Genomic DNA, 19,000 nt, shown 5'->3' on the forward strand with positions numbered 1-19,000 from the left:
ACGACACATCATCGACGTTATTTAATCCCATTCCCAACTCATCATGATTTGGGTTCGGAGTGGCAGGGCTATACTCTGCTTTACAAAACATTAGTAGAAGAAGCTAGTAAATATTCTGAGGTTCCATATCCCCCAATTTGCCTTGAAATTTGCGAAGTTAGCGTGAATTCTCCGTAATTATGCGGTCTACGGACAAACCCCCCGCAAATAAACCCGTAAAACAACGATCCTCTTTACTGCTGACTCTTTGCACAATAGGCTCAGGTCTGAAAGCGAGGTTTCGTTAGCAATGGCTGATCCATCTTCTCCCCGTTCCATGGGAATCGCACTGTTAGTTTCCTACTACCAAAACCCCACGGTAGAACTCCGCAATAAATTGGTTCGGCTGAATGCAGGGCTAGTCCGTAAAATCGCTCACCGCATGAGCTATCAGTGTGCAGAACCCTTTGAAGATCTCGAACAGATTGGTTACATGGGGTTAATTCGAGCGATCGAACGGTTTGATCCCAATCATGGTTGTGCCTTCAGTTCCTTTGCCGTGCCCTACATTCGCGGCGAAATTCTCCACTATTTGCGCGATCGCGGTAGTTCTGTAAAAGTGCCTCGTCGTTGGCAAGAGTTACAAAAACGCGGACAAAAGATTCGAGAGCAACTCACTGCAAATTTAGGCCGCAGCCCCAAGGAAGACGAAATCGCTCAAGCTCTGGGTGTTTCAATGCAGGAATGGCAAGATATCAGGCTGTCGAACCAAAATCGTTCGCTTTTGAGTCTGGATGCAACCGCAACCCAACAAAACGATTCAAGTTTGACGCTGGTTGAAACGCTGGCAGATTCCCACTATCAAACGTTACAAATTTGGGAAGAAGACCGGCAACAACTTCAGAGCGCGCTCAATCAGCTCGAAGAAAAAACACGAACCGCAATTGAGTATGTTTACTACCACGGCATGTCGAGGCAAGAAGTCTCTGAGCGCATTGGTGTTAGCCCTATGACCGTAACCCGCCGCATTCATCGGGGGATCAGTCAAATGGTTGCGTTGCTGCAAACGCAAGTGGGTTCAACGGAAACAGCTCGATAACATCTCAGTGTTTAATTCTCAACTCCTGCTCTTACTCTCTCGACGATCAGCGATCGCCAATGACCGCCAATTTCAGTCAAAAACGTTGACCGTTGGCATTGATCTCAGCCAACTGAACAGTCAACCTCATTTAACTGAACAGCATTTCCGTAGATAAATCACTATTCAAAATTGGTTAAATTCCAGTATTCCTCATCTGTAATTTTCTGAGTTAATAACCAATCCCCAAAGATATTGAACAACGCCTGGATGGCAATTTCGCGATCAACAAATTGACGTGCTGCCAACAATGCATCTCTCGAACTGGAGTACATCGACCCATCGTTACAAAAATCAGGGAAGTCAGGGTGGTAGCAGCAAAACAGGAATTCATCGACATCTGAAATAACTTTGATGCGCCAACCATGGTAGAGAATGCCGTTCGAAAGAGTTTCAAGCATGGTTATTGTTCTCGACAGGGATTTCTAAGCTTCTTTTTTCAGTATTCCCACTCTAGTCTGATGCGGCTCACTTTACAAAAGTTTACAAATCCGGGGTTTAGCTCACTCCTGTAACGACGAGAATGCCTCTCATCCAACCCAAATCCGGCATCAGAGTAAGGGTTGACTCGCCAGGGCGCTCAGATCTACTGAATTCAACAGAGTGTTCCACGCAGCTACAGTGGCTTCATCTTGCGGTTGAGCCTGACGCAGAGTGGCTAATGTTCCCAGAGCGTCGTACCAAAGACCCAGTTCAGCATAGGCAGTCGGGCGATCGCCTTCTGATATGGTTTCCAACCGAGTTGTCATCGCTTGACTTAGCTGAGTGCGCTGGATCCAACCCTCGACAAAAATATCTGAAGAGCGATCGCGCGCATCACAAATTAAGGAAAAGTACCAGTGGTAGTCTTTACCCACCTCCAAACGAGAAACATCCTTGCCTAAAGCCTCATCTCTGATTAGAGGAATCACAAGGCTAACAATGCCTTCATTGCCCGTCAGTTGAATCGTGGTCGTATAAACTTCATTATCATTGGCGTCTAATAAGACAAACTCTGCGGATATCGCTGAAAGTGAGGGAATATACCAAAAGAGCGACGGACTTTCCTGCGTCGTTAGCCCAAAATTAGTAACCGGCATCAGTGCCACCAAATGCTGCGCATTGCTAAGACATCCCCCTCGGGTTCCTCCCCCTTCTCGACGACCGGGTAGCCCACGATCTGGAGGATTGTATTCTTGAGCCATGGCTTGAGTGGGAATGCTGAGTAAGCCCATTGTTAGAGCTAGACCCAGACCGACGACAACACGAGGAATAGAAAGCGATCGAGGAAGCATAATCAGAACTCCAAGCTAACGCTGAGTAGTGTTATTTCAAGGGTTTCTCAAAAATTAGCAGCATCTCTAAACGATTATGGTTCTACGCAATCCAGTTAGAACATCAGGGGTGGTGGGGGCGGTGCCTCCACGCAGGGGTTTCACCCCTGCACCCCGTTCTAACGCCAATGCGTACTGCTATACCGACTGAGTTTTTTGGATCGATCGACTATTACAAACGGATGAAATGCTAATCCTGGTTTAAAAACAAAGGGATGCAGGGACAGTGCCCTTACACCCCCTATTTGGTCAAGTTTACTTTTCAAATACCTGAGGTTATGGCGCTTCACGCCTGGATATATTAGGGTTTTTGTATGAGAGCCGCGCGGAGCGCGGCTCTCATAACACCATTGAGAATCGCTACAGTTCATTGTCAGGAATTGGGCGAGGAGTTATCTAATCTGCGCTCAACTCCCCCTGAGTGCCCCTGAGTATTAGTTGCCCCCGTTTACGGCATCTCAGGTTGTGTCGTATTGGGAGCCTGAACTGCCACATCCAGCGTGATCTGATCTAACCCAACAGAACCTAATAGTTGATTCCATTGAGACGCCGCTACAGAGTTGCCCAGTTGGGTTCTGTTATCTGCCAAACTGTGGAGTGCATCGTACCAAATACCTTCTTGCGCATACAGTGCAGGCAATTCCTCTGGAGTTGCACTTTCGATCGCTCTGGCTTGCTCGGGTGTCGGTTCGATTCGTTGAATCCAGCTATCGACAACCAAATCCGCAGACCGATCTGCCAAATCACAGACCAAGGAGAAACTCCAGTAATAATCTTTGCCCACTTCCAGGGGAGGCAGGTTGATCGTCTCCGGCAGACCGAGTTCAACAATGCTGGTATTTGCCATCGTTTGAAACGTAGCTTTATAGACTTCATTCCCTTTGTCATCGACGAGGGCGAATTCGGCAGCCGCTGCTTGTTGTGCATAGGCGGGTGGGACATAGACAAAGAAGGTGGGATAGGCCGCCAGGGTATATCCAAAGTTCTGAGAAGGGACAAGTGCGGTCAGAGTGCGATCGCTTGCATTATCTTGCCCTGTCCAACAGCCTCTGGTGCCACCCCCTTCTCGACGTCCGGGTAAGCCACGATTGGGCGGATCATACTCTTGTGCAAGTGCCACCCAGGGGAACCCACCCAAGATAATTCCTAGAGACAACGCAACTTGGGTAGCAATCAATACAGAGCGATAAAACTGGCGAGCATTGAATGAAAACATAGTGCGATTCTCGACTGTATAGGATGGTTGGGTCTGGTTTTCAGACTATTTTGTCGCAGGAAATAAACATAGTTAGGAAATGAGGGTAGAGATTGCAATTCCTGGCTAAGGAATAATTTCCCTGTCCTTTCTCCGCATTAGTATTACAACCACCAAATTTTGCAACATGGGAGGTGGGGGCTGCGCCCCCACGCAGGGGTTCTACCCCTGCACCCCGTTGTAAAACCTTTTAATTGGGTCTACTAATCTATTTAGGATCACAAATTAAATAAAATCCGGACGTTTATTTTTGGAAGCGCGGCTTCGCCGCGCTTCCAAAAATAAATCTTCGGTTTTATTAAATCCACGATCCTTGGGATCTGGCAGAGAACAGATGCCATCGATTAAACAATCGAGTCATCCCGATGTCAGGCTTTTCTTCAAAGCTTACAGCTTGTCTTCAGATCCCTTGGGTTACGCCCCGCGACAGTGTATATGAGGAACCGCATTCAGTCAGACGATAGATTCTATTTCTGTGCGGTGTGCAGGTATGCAGTGTGATTAAAGGGGCTTTATGGGTAGGTCTATTGCGTATTACCGCCAGTAGGGGAACTAAAAACTTCCCTGACAGAAAAATTTTAGTTCCCTAAGTAGATTGGATCTATGTATTATTTTTAACCTCGGATGATTAATCACGTTGGTTTTATCCCTACTCCAATAGATTCAACGAATTTGCTTTTGTTTCCATATTGAGACTGGAGTTATTATTCTGTACATTTACGGGTTCTGGGGAGGAACTCACCTCAGGAGTGGACATATTGACTGTATGACTCACCACGCGATAGACATCGACGAGATGCTGTTTGCCTCGGAGTTCCATTCTTCCCCAGGGTTCGACTTGGAATTTTTGTTCGACTAAGATTAACGTTTCTTCGGCAATTAAAATTCGACAAACGCCAAATTGCCGTTCTTTTGCACAACTTTCCAGGCGTGAAGCAATGTTAACACTGTCACCAATCACGCCGTATTCCATGCGGTCTCTTCCTCCCAAACTTCCGGCTACAATCGGACCTGTGAAAATACCGACTCTCATCTGGATGGGGTTGAAGCCCCTTTGTTGCCATTGTTGATTGAGAGTTTGCAGGCGATCGCCCATTGCCAACGCACACGCTACGGCTCGATATGCATCTTCTGCAATTTCTTCTGGGGTTGTGCGCGGCATCGGCACCCCAAAAACAGCCAGTAGACCATCTCCTGTAAATTTGTTAACGATGCCGTGATGGATTTGAATTTCCTGAGTCATTGCTTCTAGATACTCGTTCAACCAATCGAGTAAGGCTTCCGGAGACATCTGTTCGGAGAGGGTACTAAATCCTCGGATATCAGTAAACAGCATGGTAGCAACCAGCTTTTGCCCCGGCAGTTTGCCCGACTGAATCAGGCGATCGCGATTATTCCAAAGGGCAGCGGCGATTTCAGGTGATGTATTTTGCCCCAACAGGGTCATCACCATTTGTTGTTGCCGTTGGGCTTGCTGTGCCCGGTAAGCGACGACGGTGCCAATAGTAGCTAGCATGGCAACGGCTGGAGCCACACCGGGCACCCAGCCATATTGGGTAAACAGAAAAAAACACGTCCCTGAGAGAGAGCCGACTCCGGCAATGCTACTTAACCCTAAAAGGAGGGGGTGACGTATCCACCAGGCAATAATGCCACCCGTTAGCGACCATCCTAAAATCCACAAATCTTCTAGCCAATCGTGCCAAAACCAGATCAACGGGCGATCGTCGATCGCCGCACTAAGAATTTGGCTGACAATCTGGGCATGAATTTGTACACCCGACATCAGGTGGTTGGCTTGTTCGCCAGCACTATAGGGGGTGTAAAACAGATCTTTGCCACTCGGTGCCGTAGTGCCGATCAATACGATTTTGCCTCGCACCCACTCTGGGTCAATGCGACGGTTGAGGACATCGGTAAGCGTCACTTCTCTAGCGAGATTTCTGGGCGATCGATAATTCAACATCACCTGATATCCAGCCGCATCCAGCCCTTCATAGGCACCCGCATTAGGGGTTAAAGGGATGAAGACAGCGTTGCCCAGTTGCATATACGTCGGGTCGAGGGCACTTGCCTGAGGCGGAATGTTGTACGCATTCAAATAGTGGAAGGCAATTTGGATAGCAAAAGACGAGTGGGGACCGCCAAATAGTAAGCTGCGACGAATGACGCCATCGGGATCGGTAACAAAATCGTTGAACCCAATTTGATCATCGGTTACCCCCGGTGGTGGCGGAACGCTGTCGTCATCGGTGTCGCCTAGCTTGGTGATGACAATGACACGAGGCGATTTGAGTTGTGCCCGTAAGTCTTCATTGCCGGGGTCTTGAGGCAGATCACGATAGAGATCTAGCCCAATTACCTGGGGCTGATATTGGTTGAGAATTTGTAAGACTTGAGCGATTGTCGCGTCGGATGGAGTAGAACGGTTGAGTTCCCGGATATCTGATTCGGTGATTGTAACAAGGAGTAATCGCGGATCTTGGGCTTCATCTTGACGCAACAGCATCATGCGATCGTAAACTCGTAGCTCTAGCGGTTGCAACCAGCCCAGATGTCGAATGCCGATGACCAGCCCTGTAACGGTCAGGCTGATCATGGAAATGGCTTTTAATCTTGAATCCAGGCGTGACCAGTACCCTACAACCCAGGTGTTGCAAGCATTATATGTTCGATAGAATCGCTTAAAGACCACAGGATGCCTCTGTTACGATTGGTGTACGACTCGATTTTTGCAAGACAAAAATCAATTTCTGCCGATGACGAGGTAGGCAGCCGAGCGATCGCTGCATTCATTTTCTATCCAGCCCATGGTTACGGTCGCAATGGCAGACATTGCTTGGGAGCGTGGATGTAATAAAACCGAAGATTTATTTTGTCAGCGCTGCATTGCCGCGATCGCAAAAACAAAATATCTGGGTTTTATCTCTTGCTGTTTAGAAAATCGGAAGAACTAGAGTGCACACCTGGAAGGACACGATCGGGTCTATCAATCTATCGCAATCTTAAGGCTGTTTAATAACGTAAGATGCCCTCAAATCACCTCACGCTATACAACCTGTCTTAGGATCACAGACTAATTAACCTGTCATTCTTTTTGAGAGAGCGGCGGCTTCGCCGCCGCTCTCTCAAAAAGAATCGGGGTTTATTAAATCCATGATCCTTAACAATTAATGTTAATGTCCACGGTCAAAGGTATATAGCGGTACCCGCTTGGGTTAAGTCTGGGGTGTGGGTGGCACCCCCATGCAGGGGAGTTACCTCTGCACCCCATCCTGACCTGAGTACGTAGCGCTATGGGATTTCTCCCATCCTATTTTTAACATCAAGTTTTCAGCTGAGACTACAGAGATCTGGTCTTAGCTATGCGCGATCGCACCTCGCACCAAAATCACAGTCCGGTTACTATCACGGGCGATCGCTCCGGGAATATTGCCCTTAATCACCTGCTCTAACAACCCTTCTCGACTAGCCCCCAGCATAATCACATCGCATCCATCGCGCCATGCCACCTGCATAATCAGTTCAGCAACAGCCGTACCCTGGATCGGACGGGCAACGACGGGACAATGGATCTGTTGACTCAACTTGAGGGTAATCAGTCTCAACGGCGCTGTTTCAGCAATAGACGGTTTGGTTTCAAACACCTGACAAATCTGAATTTCTGGGGTTTCACTCAGACTGGCGAACGCAGGTAATAATTTCAGGGCTTGTGAAGAATTCGGACCTCCAGCGATCGGAATCAGCCAGTGATTGAAAAGTGGATTGTCAGTAAACTTGACCAGGATAACTTCGCACGGTGCTTGGCGAATCATGGTATCGACGACGTTGCCGAAAACGCGTCCAGGGGTGGCTGTATTGCCTTTCCACCCCATCAACACCCGATCAATATGGCGTTCCTTAATCGTCTCCAGCATGGCTTGAGCGGCGTCATGGGCAATCCGAATTTGGGTATGGACGGGAATTTGCCATGCCCGACCTTGCTGTTCTGCTTGCCGCAGTAGACGCCGACTGGCAGTCGTGCGGACTTCCGTTTCTGAAGGCGATTGACCTCTGGGTACCAGAATGACTTGCAAACATTCCAGTTCGCACTGGTCATAACGAGCGATCGCCATTGCCAATTTCAATAAATCGGGTGCCGTTTGAGGATTACTCAGGGGTACTAATAATCGAGTTTTGCCCGTAGCGGGCGATCGCGTTTGATAAACCAGGTAAGACGGTTCTGGCGGCGGTCCATGTTTGGTATCACCACTCAGTTGGTCGGCTTCAGCCCGAATAATATCGGCGCGGGTAATAATGCCAACCAATTTTTGACCTTCTGTGACCGGCAACCGACTCAGCTTAAAGCGATTGAGCAGATATAAAACCTGAGTCAACGGATCTTTAGGACCCACCGTTACGGGTTGAGGTGTCATGATATCCGCCAGGGTCGCCGTTTGATCGCTAGCGGGATATCGAGACGGGTCTGCCAGATCACTTTGGGTGACAATGCCAATCAGTTTGGTTTCATCGACGACAGGAAACCCGCGATGGTGCGATCGCGAAAATGCCTGTTTGGCTTCAGTAATACTCATGCCACTAGAGAGCGTTTCTACTCGACGTTGCATCAAGTCTGCTGCGGTCAAATCTGCCCAGAGAACTTGGGTCGCTTCTACCTCTTGATCAATATGAATGCCATTCCAGGTCAGCAATTGTTTATAAAATGAGCCGCTGGCAATGCGATCGGCAATCAAATAAGCGATCACCGAGCCAATCATCAACGGCAAAACCAGGTTAAAGTCTGTCGTAATTTCAAATACGATGACGATCGCCGTAATCGGACCTCGGGTAACAGCACTAAAAAAAGCGCCCATTCCTGCCAGCGCATAGGTCATTTCCGGGCTAATTCCCCTGGGCAACCCCAACGGCAGACCGACCCAATCTTCTAAGTAATGCGCCCCAAACCCGACGGAATAGCCCAGCGCTGAACCCAAAATTAACGAAGGAGCAAAAATTCCCCCTGGCGCACCAGAGCCATAAGCAACCAGGGTTAAGCCAAACTTCACGACAAACACCATCAAGGGAATCCACCAGACGACCTCTCCTGTGCTAAAAAAGCTTTGCAATCCGGTGTTGTCTTGAAATGTCGTAGGCAATAAGGCAGAGACAATTCCAGAAAATAACCCTGCCAGACCGACTTTCCAGGGCAAGCTGAGGCGAATGATATGGCGATTAAAGCGCAAACTCAAGAAAATTCCTTTGCAGAATAATGCGCCTAATAACCCTGCTAATAGCCCCAATACCAGAAAGAAAGGTACATCTTGAAGAGAGAAACTGGCTCGCATTTCAGTAGGGTCTAGATCCAGACTGAGTCCATTGCCACCCAACAACCGCGAGACAACAGCACCAATAAAAGATGCCAAAATCGCTGTTCCCAGGGTCAAGCCGGAAAAATCGCGGAGAAATTCTTCGACAACAAACAGAACACCGGCGATCGGCGCATTAAATCCGGCTGCCAGTCCTGCGGCGGCACCGGCGGCAAGCAACTGCCGTCGATATTCAGGAGACGTCGGAATCCATTGGCTGAGTTGCCCTGCCAAAGCAGCACCCACCTGCACCGTCGGTCCCTGGCGACCCAGGTTAAGACCTGATCCCAGCGTCAACATGACACTCACAAGTTTGACAAGTGCCACTCTGAGATTGAGGGCGATCGGGACATTGCATAAGGCGGCTTTGACCTGGGGAATACCACTTCCGGCGGCTTCCGGCGCAAATCGTTCGACCAGCCACCCTGCCAGCCAGCCGCCCACCAAACCAATGAAGGGTAATACCAGGATGGGAGGAAATTGATGGGAAAGATGAATGCGCCAGCCACCTATCCAGCCAACGCCTTGTTTTAGTAACACGGCTGCCAAACCGGATACTAACCCAATGACACAGGCTTCAAAAATTGCCAGTCGTTTAGACTTGACCAGTAATCTGGGAAATTGCTTGGGGATAAGATTAGCCCACATTCAGTCTGCTTTACAGTCTCAGTTACAGTTCAATTTGCCTGTAGTCTGCGGTAATCCGAAGAAAATCTGTTTTCTGAATCTTCAGGGTTTTGCGATTATCGCCAATGCCAGTGTAAAGCCATTCGCAAGGCTGAGTTGCGATCGCCTGATCTAAAAATTTGACTAAGCGAATCGTTGGCTCAAATCCAAAGGGTGCCACACCCCCTACAGGAAAGCCAATTTCTAATACTTCTTTTTCAGTCGCAAATTTAATGCGGTTAGAACTAATCTCCAAGGCGTGGGCAACTTTGGTTTTATCAACTTGCTTTTCTGCCTGCACCGACACCGCAATAAATTCCTCTGTTTTTGTATTTTTAAAAATAATGGTTTTGATCATGCAATTGGGGCGATATCCCACTTGCTGAATCACATCGTCTATGGAAAGAACGGGTTTATGTTCCAACACTTCATAGATGACGTTGTGAGTGTGTAAAAACTCCTGGATGTTTTGGTATCCTGTTGGATTTTTTTCTGCCTTATGGGCGATCACAGTGACGTAATATCCCCGTTGAGCAAAATGGCTTTCATGATCATTGGCAATCACCTCATCCACCCGTTTAAAAAACTCCATTGCCAGCTCACTTTCTAATAAGCTATTGGGCAACAAAGCCATAATCGTAGGATAGGTGACAATTTCATCGATATTAAAAATCTTATTAATTTCGCCCCTTGTGCCGTCATCAAACAGCTTACAAAATACATTAAATCGGGTTTTAGAGGTTAAGTTTACTTCTAAAGAATGGCTATCTTTATCCACCTGAGCTGTCAATGAGGTATCTCTCCAACTGGGAATAACATTTAGGGTAATTGCTCCGGCATTATAAAACGAAAGAAATATATATCCTTCTGGTTTAAGCCAGGTATAAAATCGCCGCAGCATTTCAGGCGTTTCTTCAATAAAGCTGCCCATACCAAAACTGGCAACCACTAAATCACATTTCCCAGAAAAATCATTCTCTTCTAAAAACTTTTCATATTCAAAATCATTGACAGCAAAAAGAATATTCGTAATATCTTCTTTGCGTTTGCGATCGTTCGCCTCTTTAATCATGCGGGGAGAAAAGTCATAGCCATAGACTTCGTGAAAGATCTTGGACAACAGAAAGCTATGTCTTCCTGTGCCGCACCCAATATCAATTGCCAGACTTGTTTTTCCTTCTGCTTTTAATCGCTTCAGAAGCTCAAACAACTTCTTTTCTTCAAACTCCATGGCTGAGCCTGTGGCAATTTTTGTCTTGGCGTAATGCTCATCATAAATGGCTGCACTAACCTCTGAAAGAACCAGATGAAACATCTTTTTAAGACGTTTAATCAATCGTTCAGCCACAAGATTGATGGTTAAAGAATACTCCAAATCGTTCCCTTCGATCGGAATAAAATAAGAGATTGCTTTAGCTTTATGGACTTCATCCAATGAAGGAATATCAATAAAAATAACATCTGTGTTGCACGTTTTTAGGATCTGCAAGATATAGGGATCAATAATAGAGGTAGACCATAAAACAATGCGATCAATATTATCTTTGTCTTGCAGCCTGCGAAAAACAGTTTGTAATGCGGGCGAAAATTGAGTTTCGTCTCGCAGACTAAAAATTACGAGCAATCGATAGACTGGAGACTTATAAATGTCTGGAAATTCTTCAAAGGGAGTTGAAAACTCCAGCAAAATACAGTTTTCCGTGTCGAGTGTGAGTAAGCCACTTGAGATTGTAAAACTATAGGGCTTGATGGCAAAAAAACTGATTAATCCTTCGGCATGAAATTTATTTTTAATCGTTGATACAACGTGAGTCGTGCTCACGTTCATTGCTTCGATCTGATCATTATCCATAGGTTTAGTATATTTTTATACGGTTTTAAACAGGCTCCAAGGCACATCGACCTAGTGTAAGGGCGCATCGCAATGCGCCCCTACGGTATCTGGTGCGATCGCTCATTAAATTGGTATTAGAATCGATCGCATTCACAAACCAGTCGTGAACCCAAGCTCTTCTACAAACCTGTGCTGGGAATCAACCTGATCAGACTCTCGATCGCAATATAAATCAAAGGTGACGACGAACTTTTTCTGCCTGCTTTACCGCACCAATTTGTTCGAACAATTGTAACGCTTGTTGAAAACTAGAGCGACTCTGATCCACCTGCTGCATTTGTTGTTGAGTTAACCCCAGTTGATAGTAAACTTCTGCCAAATCTCCATTAGCTTCAATCGCCTCTAACAGGTCTTTTGCCGCTAAATGTTGGGAAATGGCAGCCGCAAAATTTTGGCGATCGCGTTCAATTTGGGCAAGACCATTGAGCGCTCCGGCTTTGACTAAAATGTAGTGGCTTTCTTCAGCATATGCCTTTGCCATAGTGTATAGTTTTTCCGCTTTTTTCTGATCCCCAACATTGTTGAGGGTGCGCCCCAAAAACAATAAACTGTAGCCTCGACTCCATGAATCTGTAGAAATTTTAGGATATTCAACCGATACTTTTTTGGCAAGTTCTAAGGCTTCTTTGACATAGCCTAAACAGGAATAAAGATAGGCAGAACAAAACCAGGAACCCACGGCATATTTGTGATGGTCTGTATTTTCTGCCAGCGCATTAACTTCTCGAAATAGTTTAAGCGCGTCTTTCACTTCTCCGAGTTCGATCTGGCAAAGACCGATATTAAACAGTGCAGCAATTTCTAAATCTTTTAATTGACTGGCGATCGCCACCTCGCGTGATTTTTGGTGACAGGCGATCGCCTGTTTGGGATACCCCGTTAGCCAATACAGATCTCCTAAAATATTGTGCAATTTGCTCAGGGCATAGCCCGGTTCAATCTGATCGATGATCGGCATAATCACCGCAATCATGCGTTTTAATAAGCCCAATCGATAGAAAGACACCCCCAGAGGTTCACTTTTCTCCCAACGGTTGTCACGACACTGCAAAATCACCTCGGCAGCGATCGCAGGCTGATCCATTTGCATGTAGTGGTAGTACGCTTCTAAAGCTCTCAGAGCATCTTCCGTGGTTTCTACAGCGGCGACCTGATTACTCCAAAATTGGGCAGCTCTCTGGTTGCTTTCCTGCCAGTCTCCCGACGACTTGAGTAAGGCGATCGCTTTGAGTTGAATTACGATATGGAGCCAGTATTCTCCATCGGTTACCTCGACCAACGATAGTTCTCTAAGAAATTTGACGATCTGTTGATGTTGCTCTTTAGGCACGTCCCAGAGCAAACAAAACAACCCTTCGATCGGCACTCTAGGAATATCTTGATAGCGGTAACACCCCAGGCGGCAGAGCAGCCGATAGGCTTCCGGATAGATCAATCGCAGTCGTTCAAACTGACTGGTCGCCAGATTTTCCAGGTCGGCGTTGAGGCTGAGATCATGGCAATGCTCTTGCCAATAGGCGTCTAAATCACCTGCAAAATCGACCCGAGCCATACTACTGAGCAGGTTCATCGCTTTGGCATTGCCGCCAAAGGCGTGATGGATGGCTTGCAAAACGGGGGAAGTCGCCACAATTTGGCGATCGCCAAAAAACTGTTGCCACGCCGCTTGATCCAGCTCCTTTAAAGCATAGGAATGAATCGTCGGGTTCGGCTCGTGCAGCGGTTCTCGGCTCGTGATTAGCGTGAGCGATCGCACGGTTGGATCAGATAACACGGTGAGCAACTCAATGTAATCACGGTGGTCATCACAAAACCTGCCATTGCGATCGAGCACTGATTCCAAGTTATCGATGGCAATGCCAATGCGTTGGGATTGCAGTTGGCGACGTAAGCGCTCCAGTGATACGCCTAGTTGTTGCCCCGGTTGTTCGCCCAAGTCGCGCTGTAGCCAATCTTGCACAATACTCTCGATGCTCGTCACCGCCTGGGCGTCTTTACCGATCCAGCATTCCAGCACGGTGTCAAAGCCTGCTTGGGCAAAGAAGCGGCGTGCCAGTGCCGTTTTGCCTAATCCGCCTTCTCCTACCACACAAATCACGTTTGTCCCGGCGTGGGTTAATGCGTTGAGATCTGCGATCGCCTGGTCTCGTCCGACAAACGCAGAAATGGGCGATAGGACTTCCGATTGAGTCGCCGTTGCCCTGGCAGCGGCAGCATGCCCCGCATAGAACCCGACAATTTCTTTCCAGGGTAAATTTAGAAGGGCGCAATACTCTTTGAACAGGTCGATATACAGCGGTTTACCCTGAATAAACCGTTTCCAGGTTTCCAGAGAGTTGTGAACCGATAGAGGAGTGCGGGGATCGCTGGCTGACGGTAAGGAGAGGGTCGATAGCCAATCTGGGTTGTCTGGCGTCCAGCCGTTTTGCCCTGCCACCTGACGAATTCGTTCCAAGCCATATCCTGAGGCTTTCAGCAAAAAGGCAGGTTCGACCAGTAGGGTAATGCTTTCCATCCCCACAATATCGACCACCTCTCCCCGGAAAATGATGCAGTCTTGCTGACAGGTGGCGTACCAGGATGTGCCTTGAAATCCGACCCGTCCCCGACGCTGGGGATGAATGGTTTCTTCGACGGTGCCTTGACCGTGAAAAAAATCAAGGGTTGCGTCAGAGTGCGATCGCCCTTTACGGGGCGTGGCAGATATCTCACTCCTGCGGTCAAGTTTGGATGTTAATAATGCAGCAAACACCCGTTGTATATTGAACCCCATTGATCCCTTTCTCCTCAGTGGTAATGCTGCCCTGAAGGGTTGATAGCGGTTAAGTCCCTCATGTGGTTAATTAGGACGGGGTGCAGGGGTGGAACCCCTGTCCGGGGGCACAGCCCCCGCGCCCCTGTCCTAACCAGCCTTCGGCTGCTCTATAGCGATGTTCAATCGAGTGGAGCACGGATGATGATTTGAGCACCATTCTCTGCATGGCATGCCAACCATCATCTGGTTCTAGTCGAGCGCGAAGCGCTATCGTCAAAAACGTTTCCACCCTCTCCACCAGTACTATAGAAAATTCCGCAGTTCTTGAGCCGGATATCAATGTTCTTGTAATAAGTCCCGTTACACAGAAACGCTGTAGACCCGAATCGTACCATCTTGACTGGCACTGGCAAGGATGCTGCCGTCGGCACTGGATGCGACCGATTCTACGGCTTTGGTATGTCCTGATAAGCTGGCGATCGCCCGACCGGAGGCAAGATCCCAGAGCTTTACAGTCGCATCATGGCTACCCGTTGCCAGAATGTGTTGTGGATTGAGGGCTAATGCACTGACGGGTAACAAATGACCTGACAAATTATGTCGCAACCCTCCGGTATGGATATTACGCAGTTTAATCGTCATATCCCAACTGCCGCTGATCAAAATTTCGTCAGGCGTCTGGGCGATCGCCGTTAATGCAGGGCTAATCACCAGAGCTTGAACTGCTCCAGTATGCCCCGATAGGGTACGCAATAATTCCTGCGTTTCTAAGTGCCAGATTTTGACCGCACCGTTGCTATCCCCCGTTGCTAACATCGGCTGTTCGGCACTGAGGGCGATCGCTTCTATCCCCGCTCGATGACCCGTTAAGGTTTTGAGGTGCTGCCCCGTAGCCATGCTCCATATCCGCAGCGTCTGATCTCGGCTACCGCTGATTAACAGGTTTTTTGATGGTTCGATGACGAGACAGGTAACGACCGCACTATGTCCAGAAAACACCTGTTGTGCGGTTTGGCTGGCGAGATCCCATCGGCGCAGGGTCGTATCCCAACTGCTGCTGACTACAGTTTGACCATCAGGACTGATGGCGATCGCCGCAATGGCACCCTGGTGACCCGTCAAGCTAAATAACAATTCGCCCGATAGCAAACTCCAGCCCTGCACCACACCATCGTTGCCCCCGCTGATTAAGGTTTGTCCATCAGGGGTAATGGCGATCGCATTGACTTCGGTGCCCGCCGTTAACGTCCATAGTTTTTGCCAGCATTGAGTTTCTGGCAGATGACGGGCAATCATCTGGGTCGTGCCCACCCGCGTCAGCGGCACCGTTGCGATGTTCGAGATCTCCAGATCTTTGAGCACAGCCGTGGCAGTTTGATAGCGATCGCTGACATCGCTGCGCAACAATCGATCTAAAATTTGCCCCAGGCGATCGCTCACCTCACCTGCCACACTACGCCAAAACCATTGGTTGCTATGGCTGTCATATAACTCAAACGGACTCAATCCTGTTAGCAAATGGACACAGGTCACCCCCAAACTATAGAGATCGCTGGCAAACATCGCCCGTCCGACGAGTTGTTCGGGTGCCACATATTCGGCACTGCCCAGCACCGTTCCGGTTCGACCGATGGCAGACTGGGTCGCATGTTTCATGGCAGCAAAATCGACCAGCATCAACCGTTGCTCTCGATGGGTGCGGATTAGATTGGTAGGTTTCACATCCCGATGAATGACTTTATGGTCATGGAGAAACTGCAAGACTGGGAGAATGTCTTGCAATACCTGTCGAATCTGAGGTTCATCAAAGCTCCCGTCTTCTGCCATCTGTTGTTGCAGATTGCGACCCTCGACAAACTCTTGCACCAGATATTGCTGCACTCCCCGTTCAAAATAGGCATACAGGTCAGGGATCTGAGGATGGTGTCCCAGTTCGTCTAAAATGGCAGCTTCCCGACGAAACACCTCCATGGCTTGCTCTGCCTTATCTGCCTGGTAGACAAAACTTTTGATAATACAACGGGGATCAACTAGCTTACGGGTATCGAGTGCTAGATAGGTGCGGCTGTAGGTGCCGCCACCAATGACGTTATACGCCCCATAGCGATCGCCCAACAACAACCGAAATCCGCAATGCTGACAAAAATTGATCCCCATAGAATTTTGAGGATGAGGACAGATCGGGTTACAGCAGTAGTTGATATTCACAGATTTTGGAGATTAGGGATCAGGGGTCAAGATTCGCAGGTAGAGACGCGATTCATCGCGTCTCTACCCAAATTCAGGGCTTATTCATAGATTAAATCCACCTGCCTGCCAACCTGTTAATTTGTTAATAGTCCATCGCCAACTCAACCCTTATCCAACTCTTTTATGAAGTTGCGCCAGATTAAAACCCCCTGTAGTCCCCCTTGGCAAAGGGGACGGCAACAGCCGGGGGTTGAATGAGATGAAGCTTCACATTAAATCGGTATTAAACCTCAAAGATTAGAACGATCGCCTATGCCTATTTATCTCTACTGGGGAGACGACGATTTTGCGATGAATCGGGCGGTTAAACGACTGCGCGATCGCACGATTGATCCGGACTGGATCAGTTTCAACTATGACAAGATTGGCGCAGATCAAGCGGATGGAGTGGTGCAGGCGCTAAACCAAGCAATGACACCCCCCTTTGGCATGGGCGATCGCATGGTTTGGCTATCAGATACAACCGTTTGCCAGAAATGTCCAGAAGACTTGCTAAGTGAGCTAGAACGCACCTTATCACACCTGCCAGAGACGACGGTGCTATTGCTGACCACCAGCGCCAAACCCGATGGTCGCATTAAATCGACCAAGCTATTTCAGAAATATGCTGAAATTCGAGAGTTTGCCTCCATTCCACCCTGGAAAACGGATCAACTTGTCCAGCAAGTTCGCACCATTGCCCAAGAGCTAGACCTGAAACTCACAACCGATGCCACGCAATTACTGGCTGAGGCGGTGGGCAATGATACGCGTCAGTTGTTTAATGAACTGGAAAAGCTCAAGCTGTATATGGGCGATGCCAAAAAAGCGATCGATCGAGAAGCGATCGAGGCATTGGTTCATGCATCCAGCCAAAATAGTTTTCAGTTAGCCGCTGCCATTCGCCAGGGTGAAACAGCTAAAGCCTTGTCGTTATTAGAAGACCTGTTTAGGCGCAATGAAGTCCCCTTGCGAATTGTGGCAACGCTGGTCGGACAGTTTCGCACATGGCTGTGGGTGAAGCTGATGATTGAGTCAGGGATTCGTGATGAACGAGAAATTGCCCAGGCAGCGGAGATTGGCAATCCCAAACGCATTTATTTTTTGCAGCAAGAAGTTAAGCCCCTGTCACTTCGCAGCCTTCAACAGACGTTACCTCTCCTATTGGCACTCGAAGCTGGACTAAAGCAAGGGGCTGAAGAGGTTTCGTTTTTTCAAATTAAGCTGATTGAACTTTGCCAGCTCTATCAACCGGGGACGCGCTGATCCCTAAAACTGGGGATATACCGCTACTCTTAAAGATAGATAGCAATTCTCAATGGCGCGAGTACAAATTGTTGAGAGAGAGCCGCGCAGAGCGCAGTTCTCTCTCAACACCTGTAATCCAGTTAAGAACGAAGCGTTATAGAGTATGTGCAGATGAGTTTGCCTGGGGACGTTGCCCCCACTCAACTGCACGCAAACCCCTAAAACTGATCTGCTGCTGGGAGCCTGCCCTCATGTCTGATCCGCTTTCTCACTACATCGTTCCCATTCCTCAAAACAGCGCCGAAGAAGCTGTCGAAGTTCATCGGGTCACCTATCAGTTTTACGAAGAAGTCCGGCATCGCCAAGCGTTTGCCCAATATTGTGATTGGTATGAGCAGGTTGCCGAACAGCATCGTCGGGAGTTGCAAACCATGCGCCGAGAACTCAATATTTTTCGTTGGTTTACCCAATTTCGCTAACAGCGCTGATAACAGCATTGCTTAATCCAGCTATGAAATGTGGTGTGGGTGCCGTGCTTTGTACGGCACCCACATCACATTTCATAGTGTTGCAAACACGAAATTTTGCAACATGGGGGTTTGGGGGCTGCGCCCCCAAAAGGGGGTTTACCCCCTCCACCCCCTCCAAATCTTTTAAGTTGGTGTAATAGATTAGATCAACCGTGCCCAGCGCTGATAACCGATGCAGACTCTGAACTTTTCTGATGCTGTTCTAGATCTGTTGTTCATTTTTTATAGCGGTACCCACTTGGGTTGAGTACAGGGTGTGGGGGTGGAACCCCCACGCAGGGGGCGGTTCCCCCTGCACCCCCTGTACTTAATCAACCTGCATATTGCTATAGCAATGCTAAAAAATGAACAACAGATTTGAAACACTACCACCTGGTATTACTCCACTAGTTCAACTTCAGTGTCGCGCAGGTGCGCTCTAAATTTGCCCTCAAATTTGACTTGAAACGGGAAATTGGCGCTGATAGGTTTTCCTTGCCATTCTTTAATAATGCCAATGACTTCACCTTCCATGCCGTGTAAATCAAACGCTTCATTACGATGCTGCGGATGGTGATAGACAATGATCGACTCTTTTACGCGAACGCGATCGCCAACTTTCATAAACGCTCGTATTCTCCCTACAATTGCTCAAACCTAACAGGAAAG

13 protein-coding genes are annotated in these 19,000 nt (G+C 48.2%); 4 read left to right on the forward strand and 9 right to left on the reverse strand.

Going from position 1 to position 19,000, the window contains the following annotated elements; genetic code table 11:
• The first annotated feature begins 289 nt into the window (after positions 1-289).
• A complete protein-coding gene (locus ACR6Z4_RS11520; protein WP_479717413.1) occupies positions 290-1,078 on the forward strand; it encodes an RNA polymerase sigma factor SigF in 789 nt (262 codons plus the stop codon).
• Between the two features lie 161 nt (positions 1,079-1,239).
• Here the strand turns inward: ACR6Z4_RS11520 and ACR6Z4_RS11525 are convergent, their stop codons facing one another.
• From ACR6Z4_RS11525 to ACR6Z4_RS11540, 4 genes are all read right to left on the reverse strand, one after another.
• On the reverse strand, positions 1,240-1,518 hold the full coding sequence (locus ACR6Z4_RS11525; RefSeq protein ID WP_479717414.1) for a hypothetical protein: 279 nt from the start codon (positions 1,516-1,518) through the stop codon (positions 1,240-1,242).
• Between the two features lie 150 nt (positions 1,519-1,668).
• Positions 1,669-2,391 carry a DUF928 domain-containing protein gene (locus tag ACR6Z4_RS11530; RefSeq protein WP_479717415.1) on the reverse strand — a complete coding sequence of 241 codons (723 nt, stop codon included), beginning with the start codon at positions 2,389-2,391 and terminating at the stop codon, positions 1,669-1,671.
• Positions 2,392-2,878: 487 nt separating this feature from the next.
• Positions 2,879-3,646: a DUF928 domain-containing protein gene (locus ACR6Z4_RS11535; RefSeq protein WP_479717416.1), complete on the reverse strand. Its 768-nt coding sequence runs from the start codon at positions 3,644-3,646 to the stop codon at positions 2,879-2,881.
• A 688-nt stretch (positions 3,647-4,334) separates the two neighbouring features.
• A complete protein-coding gene (locus ACR6Z4_RS11540; protein WP_479717417.1) occupies positions 4,335-6,284 on the reverse strand; it encodes a CHASE2 domain-containing protein in 1,950 nt (649 codons plus the stop codon).
• A 99-nt stretch (positions 6,285-6,383) separates the two neighbouring features.
• Here ACR6Z4_RS11540 and ACR6Z4_RS11545 point away from each other — a divergent pair, with 99 nt between their 5' ends.
• Entirely contained in the window at positions 6,384-6,542 is a 159-nt protein-coding gene (locus ACR6Z4_RS11545) for a hypothetical protein (RefSeq protein WP_479717418.1), read from the forward strand.
• Between the two features lie 502 nt (positions 6,543-7,044).
• On the opposite strand, the gene ACR6Z4_RS11550 is transcribed toward ACR6Z4_RS11545, so the two are convergent.
• The 4 genes from ACR6Z4_RS11550 to ACR6Z4_RS11565 form a co-directional block, all read right to left on the reverse strand.
• Entirely contained in the window at positions 7,045-9,678 is a 2,634-nt protein-coding gene (locus tag ACR6Z4_RS11550; RefSeq protein ID WP_479717419.1) for a chloride channel protein, read from the reverse strand.
• Between the two features lie 22 nt (positions 9,679-9,700).
• Positions 9,701-11,548: a YbaK/EbsC family protein gene (locus ACR6Z4_RS11555; protein WP_479717420.1), complete on the reverse strand. Its 1,848-nt coding sequence runs from the start codon at positions 11,546-11,548 to the stop codon at positions 9,701-9,703.
• A gap of 214 nt (positions 11,549-11,762) precedes the next feature.
• A complete protein-coding gene (locus ACR6Z4_RS11560) occupies positions 11,763-14,363 on the reverse strand; it encodes an AAA family ATPase (protein WP_479717421.1) in 2,601 nt (866 codons plus the stop codon).
• A 342-nt stretch (positions 14,364-14,705) separates the two neighbouring features.
• Positions 14,706-16,553 (reverse strand): protein kinase domain-containing protein, encoded by a 1,848-nt coding sequence (locus ACR6Z4_RS11565; protein WP_479717422.1) that lies wholly within the window; start codon positions 16,551-16,553, stop codon positions 14,706-14,708.
• Positions 16,554-16,847: 294 nt separating this feature from the next.
• Between ACR6Z4_RS11565 and holA the strand changes: the two genes are divergently transcribed.
• Both holA and ACR6Z4_RS11575 read left to right on the forward strand, forming a co-directional pair.
• Positions 16,848-17,840: a DNA polymerase III subunit delta gene (holA, locus tag ACR6Z4_RS11570; protein ID WP_479717423.1), complete on the forward strand. Its 993-nt coding sequence runs from the start codon at positions 16,848-16,850 to the stop codon at positions 17,838-17,840.
• Between the two features lie 233 nt (positions 17,841-18,073).
• A complete protein-coding gene (locus ACR6Z4_RS11575; RefSeq protein ID WP_479717424.1) occupies positions 18,074-18,301 on the forward strand; it encodes a hypothetical protein in 228 nt (75 codons plus the stop codon).
• A 429-nt stretch (positions 18,302-18,730) separates the two neighbouring features.
• Here the strand turns inward: ACR6Z4_RS11575 and ACR6Z4_RS11580 are convergent, their stop codons facing one another.
• On the reverse strand, positions 18,731-18,955 hold the full coding sequence (locus ACR6Z4_RS11580; protein ID WP_479717425.1) for a ferredoxin-thioredoxin reductase variable chain: 225 nt from the start codon (positions 18,953-18,955) through the stop codon (positions 18,731-18,733).
• Positions 18,956-19,000: the final 45 nt, after the last annotated feature.

Source organism: Calyptranema fuscum S582, from assembly GCF_055793305.1.

Coding starts and splice junctions, on each gene's coding strand:
- ACR6Z4_RS11540 (WP_479717417.1), bottom strand. CDS start 6,284: ATGATCAGCCTGACCGTTACAGGGCTGGTCATCGGCATTCGACATCTG.
- ACR6Z4_RS11530 (WP_479717415.1), bottom strand. CDS start 2,391: ATGCTTCCTCGATCGCTTTCTATTCCTCGTGTTGTCGTCGGTCTGGGT.
- ACR6Z4_RS11575 (WP_479717424.1), top strand. CDS start 18,074: ATGTCTGATCCGCTTTCTCACTACATCGTTCCCATTCCTCAAAACAGC.
- ACR6Z4_RS11560 (WP_479717421.1), bottom strand. CDS start 14,363: ATGGGGTTCAATATACAACGGGTGTTTGCTGCATTATTAACATCCAAA.
- ACR6Z4_RS11545 (WP_479717418.1), top strand. CDS start 6,384: ATGCCTCTGTTACGATTGGTGTACGACTCGATTTTTGCAAGACAAAAA.
- ACR6Z4_RS11550 (WP_479717419.1), bottom strand. CDS start 9,678: ATGTGGGCTAATCTTATCCCCAAGCAATTTCCCAGATTACTGGTCAAG.
- ACR6Z4_RS11520 (WP_479717413.1), top strand. CDS start 290: ATGGCTGATCCATCTTCTCCCCGTTCCATGGGAATCGCACTGTTAGTT.
- ACR6Z4_RS11525 (WP_479717414.1), bottom strand. CDS start 1,518: ATGCTTGAAACTCTTTCGAACGGCATTCTCTACCATGGTTGGCGCATC.
- ACR6Z4_RS11580 (WP_479717425.1), bottom strand. CDS start 18,955: ATGAAAGTTGGCGATCGCGTTCGCGTAAAAGAGTCGATCATTGTCTAT.
- ACR6Z4_RS11555 (WP_479717420.1), bottom strand. CDS start 11,548: ATGGATAATGATCAGATCGAAGCAATGAACGTGAGCACGACTCACGTT.
- ACR6Z4_RS11535 (WP_479717416.1), bottom strand. CDS start 3,646: ATGTTTTCATTCAATGCTCGCCAGTTTTATCGCTCTGTATTGATTGCT.
- holA (WP_479717423.1), top strand. CDS start 16,848: ATGCCTATTTATCTCTACTGGGGAGACGACGATTTTGCGATGAATCGG.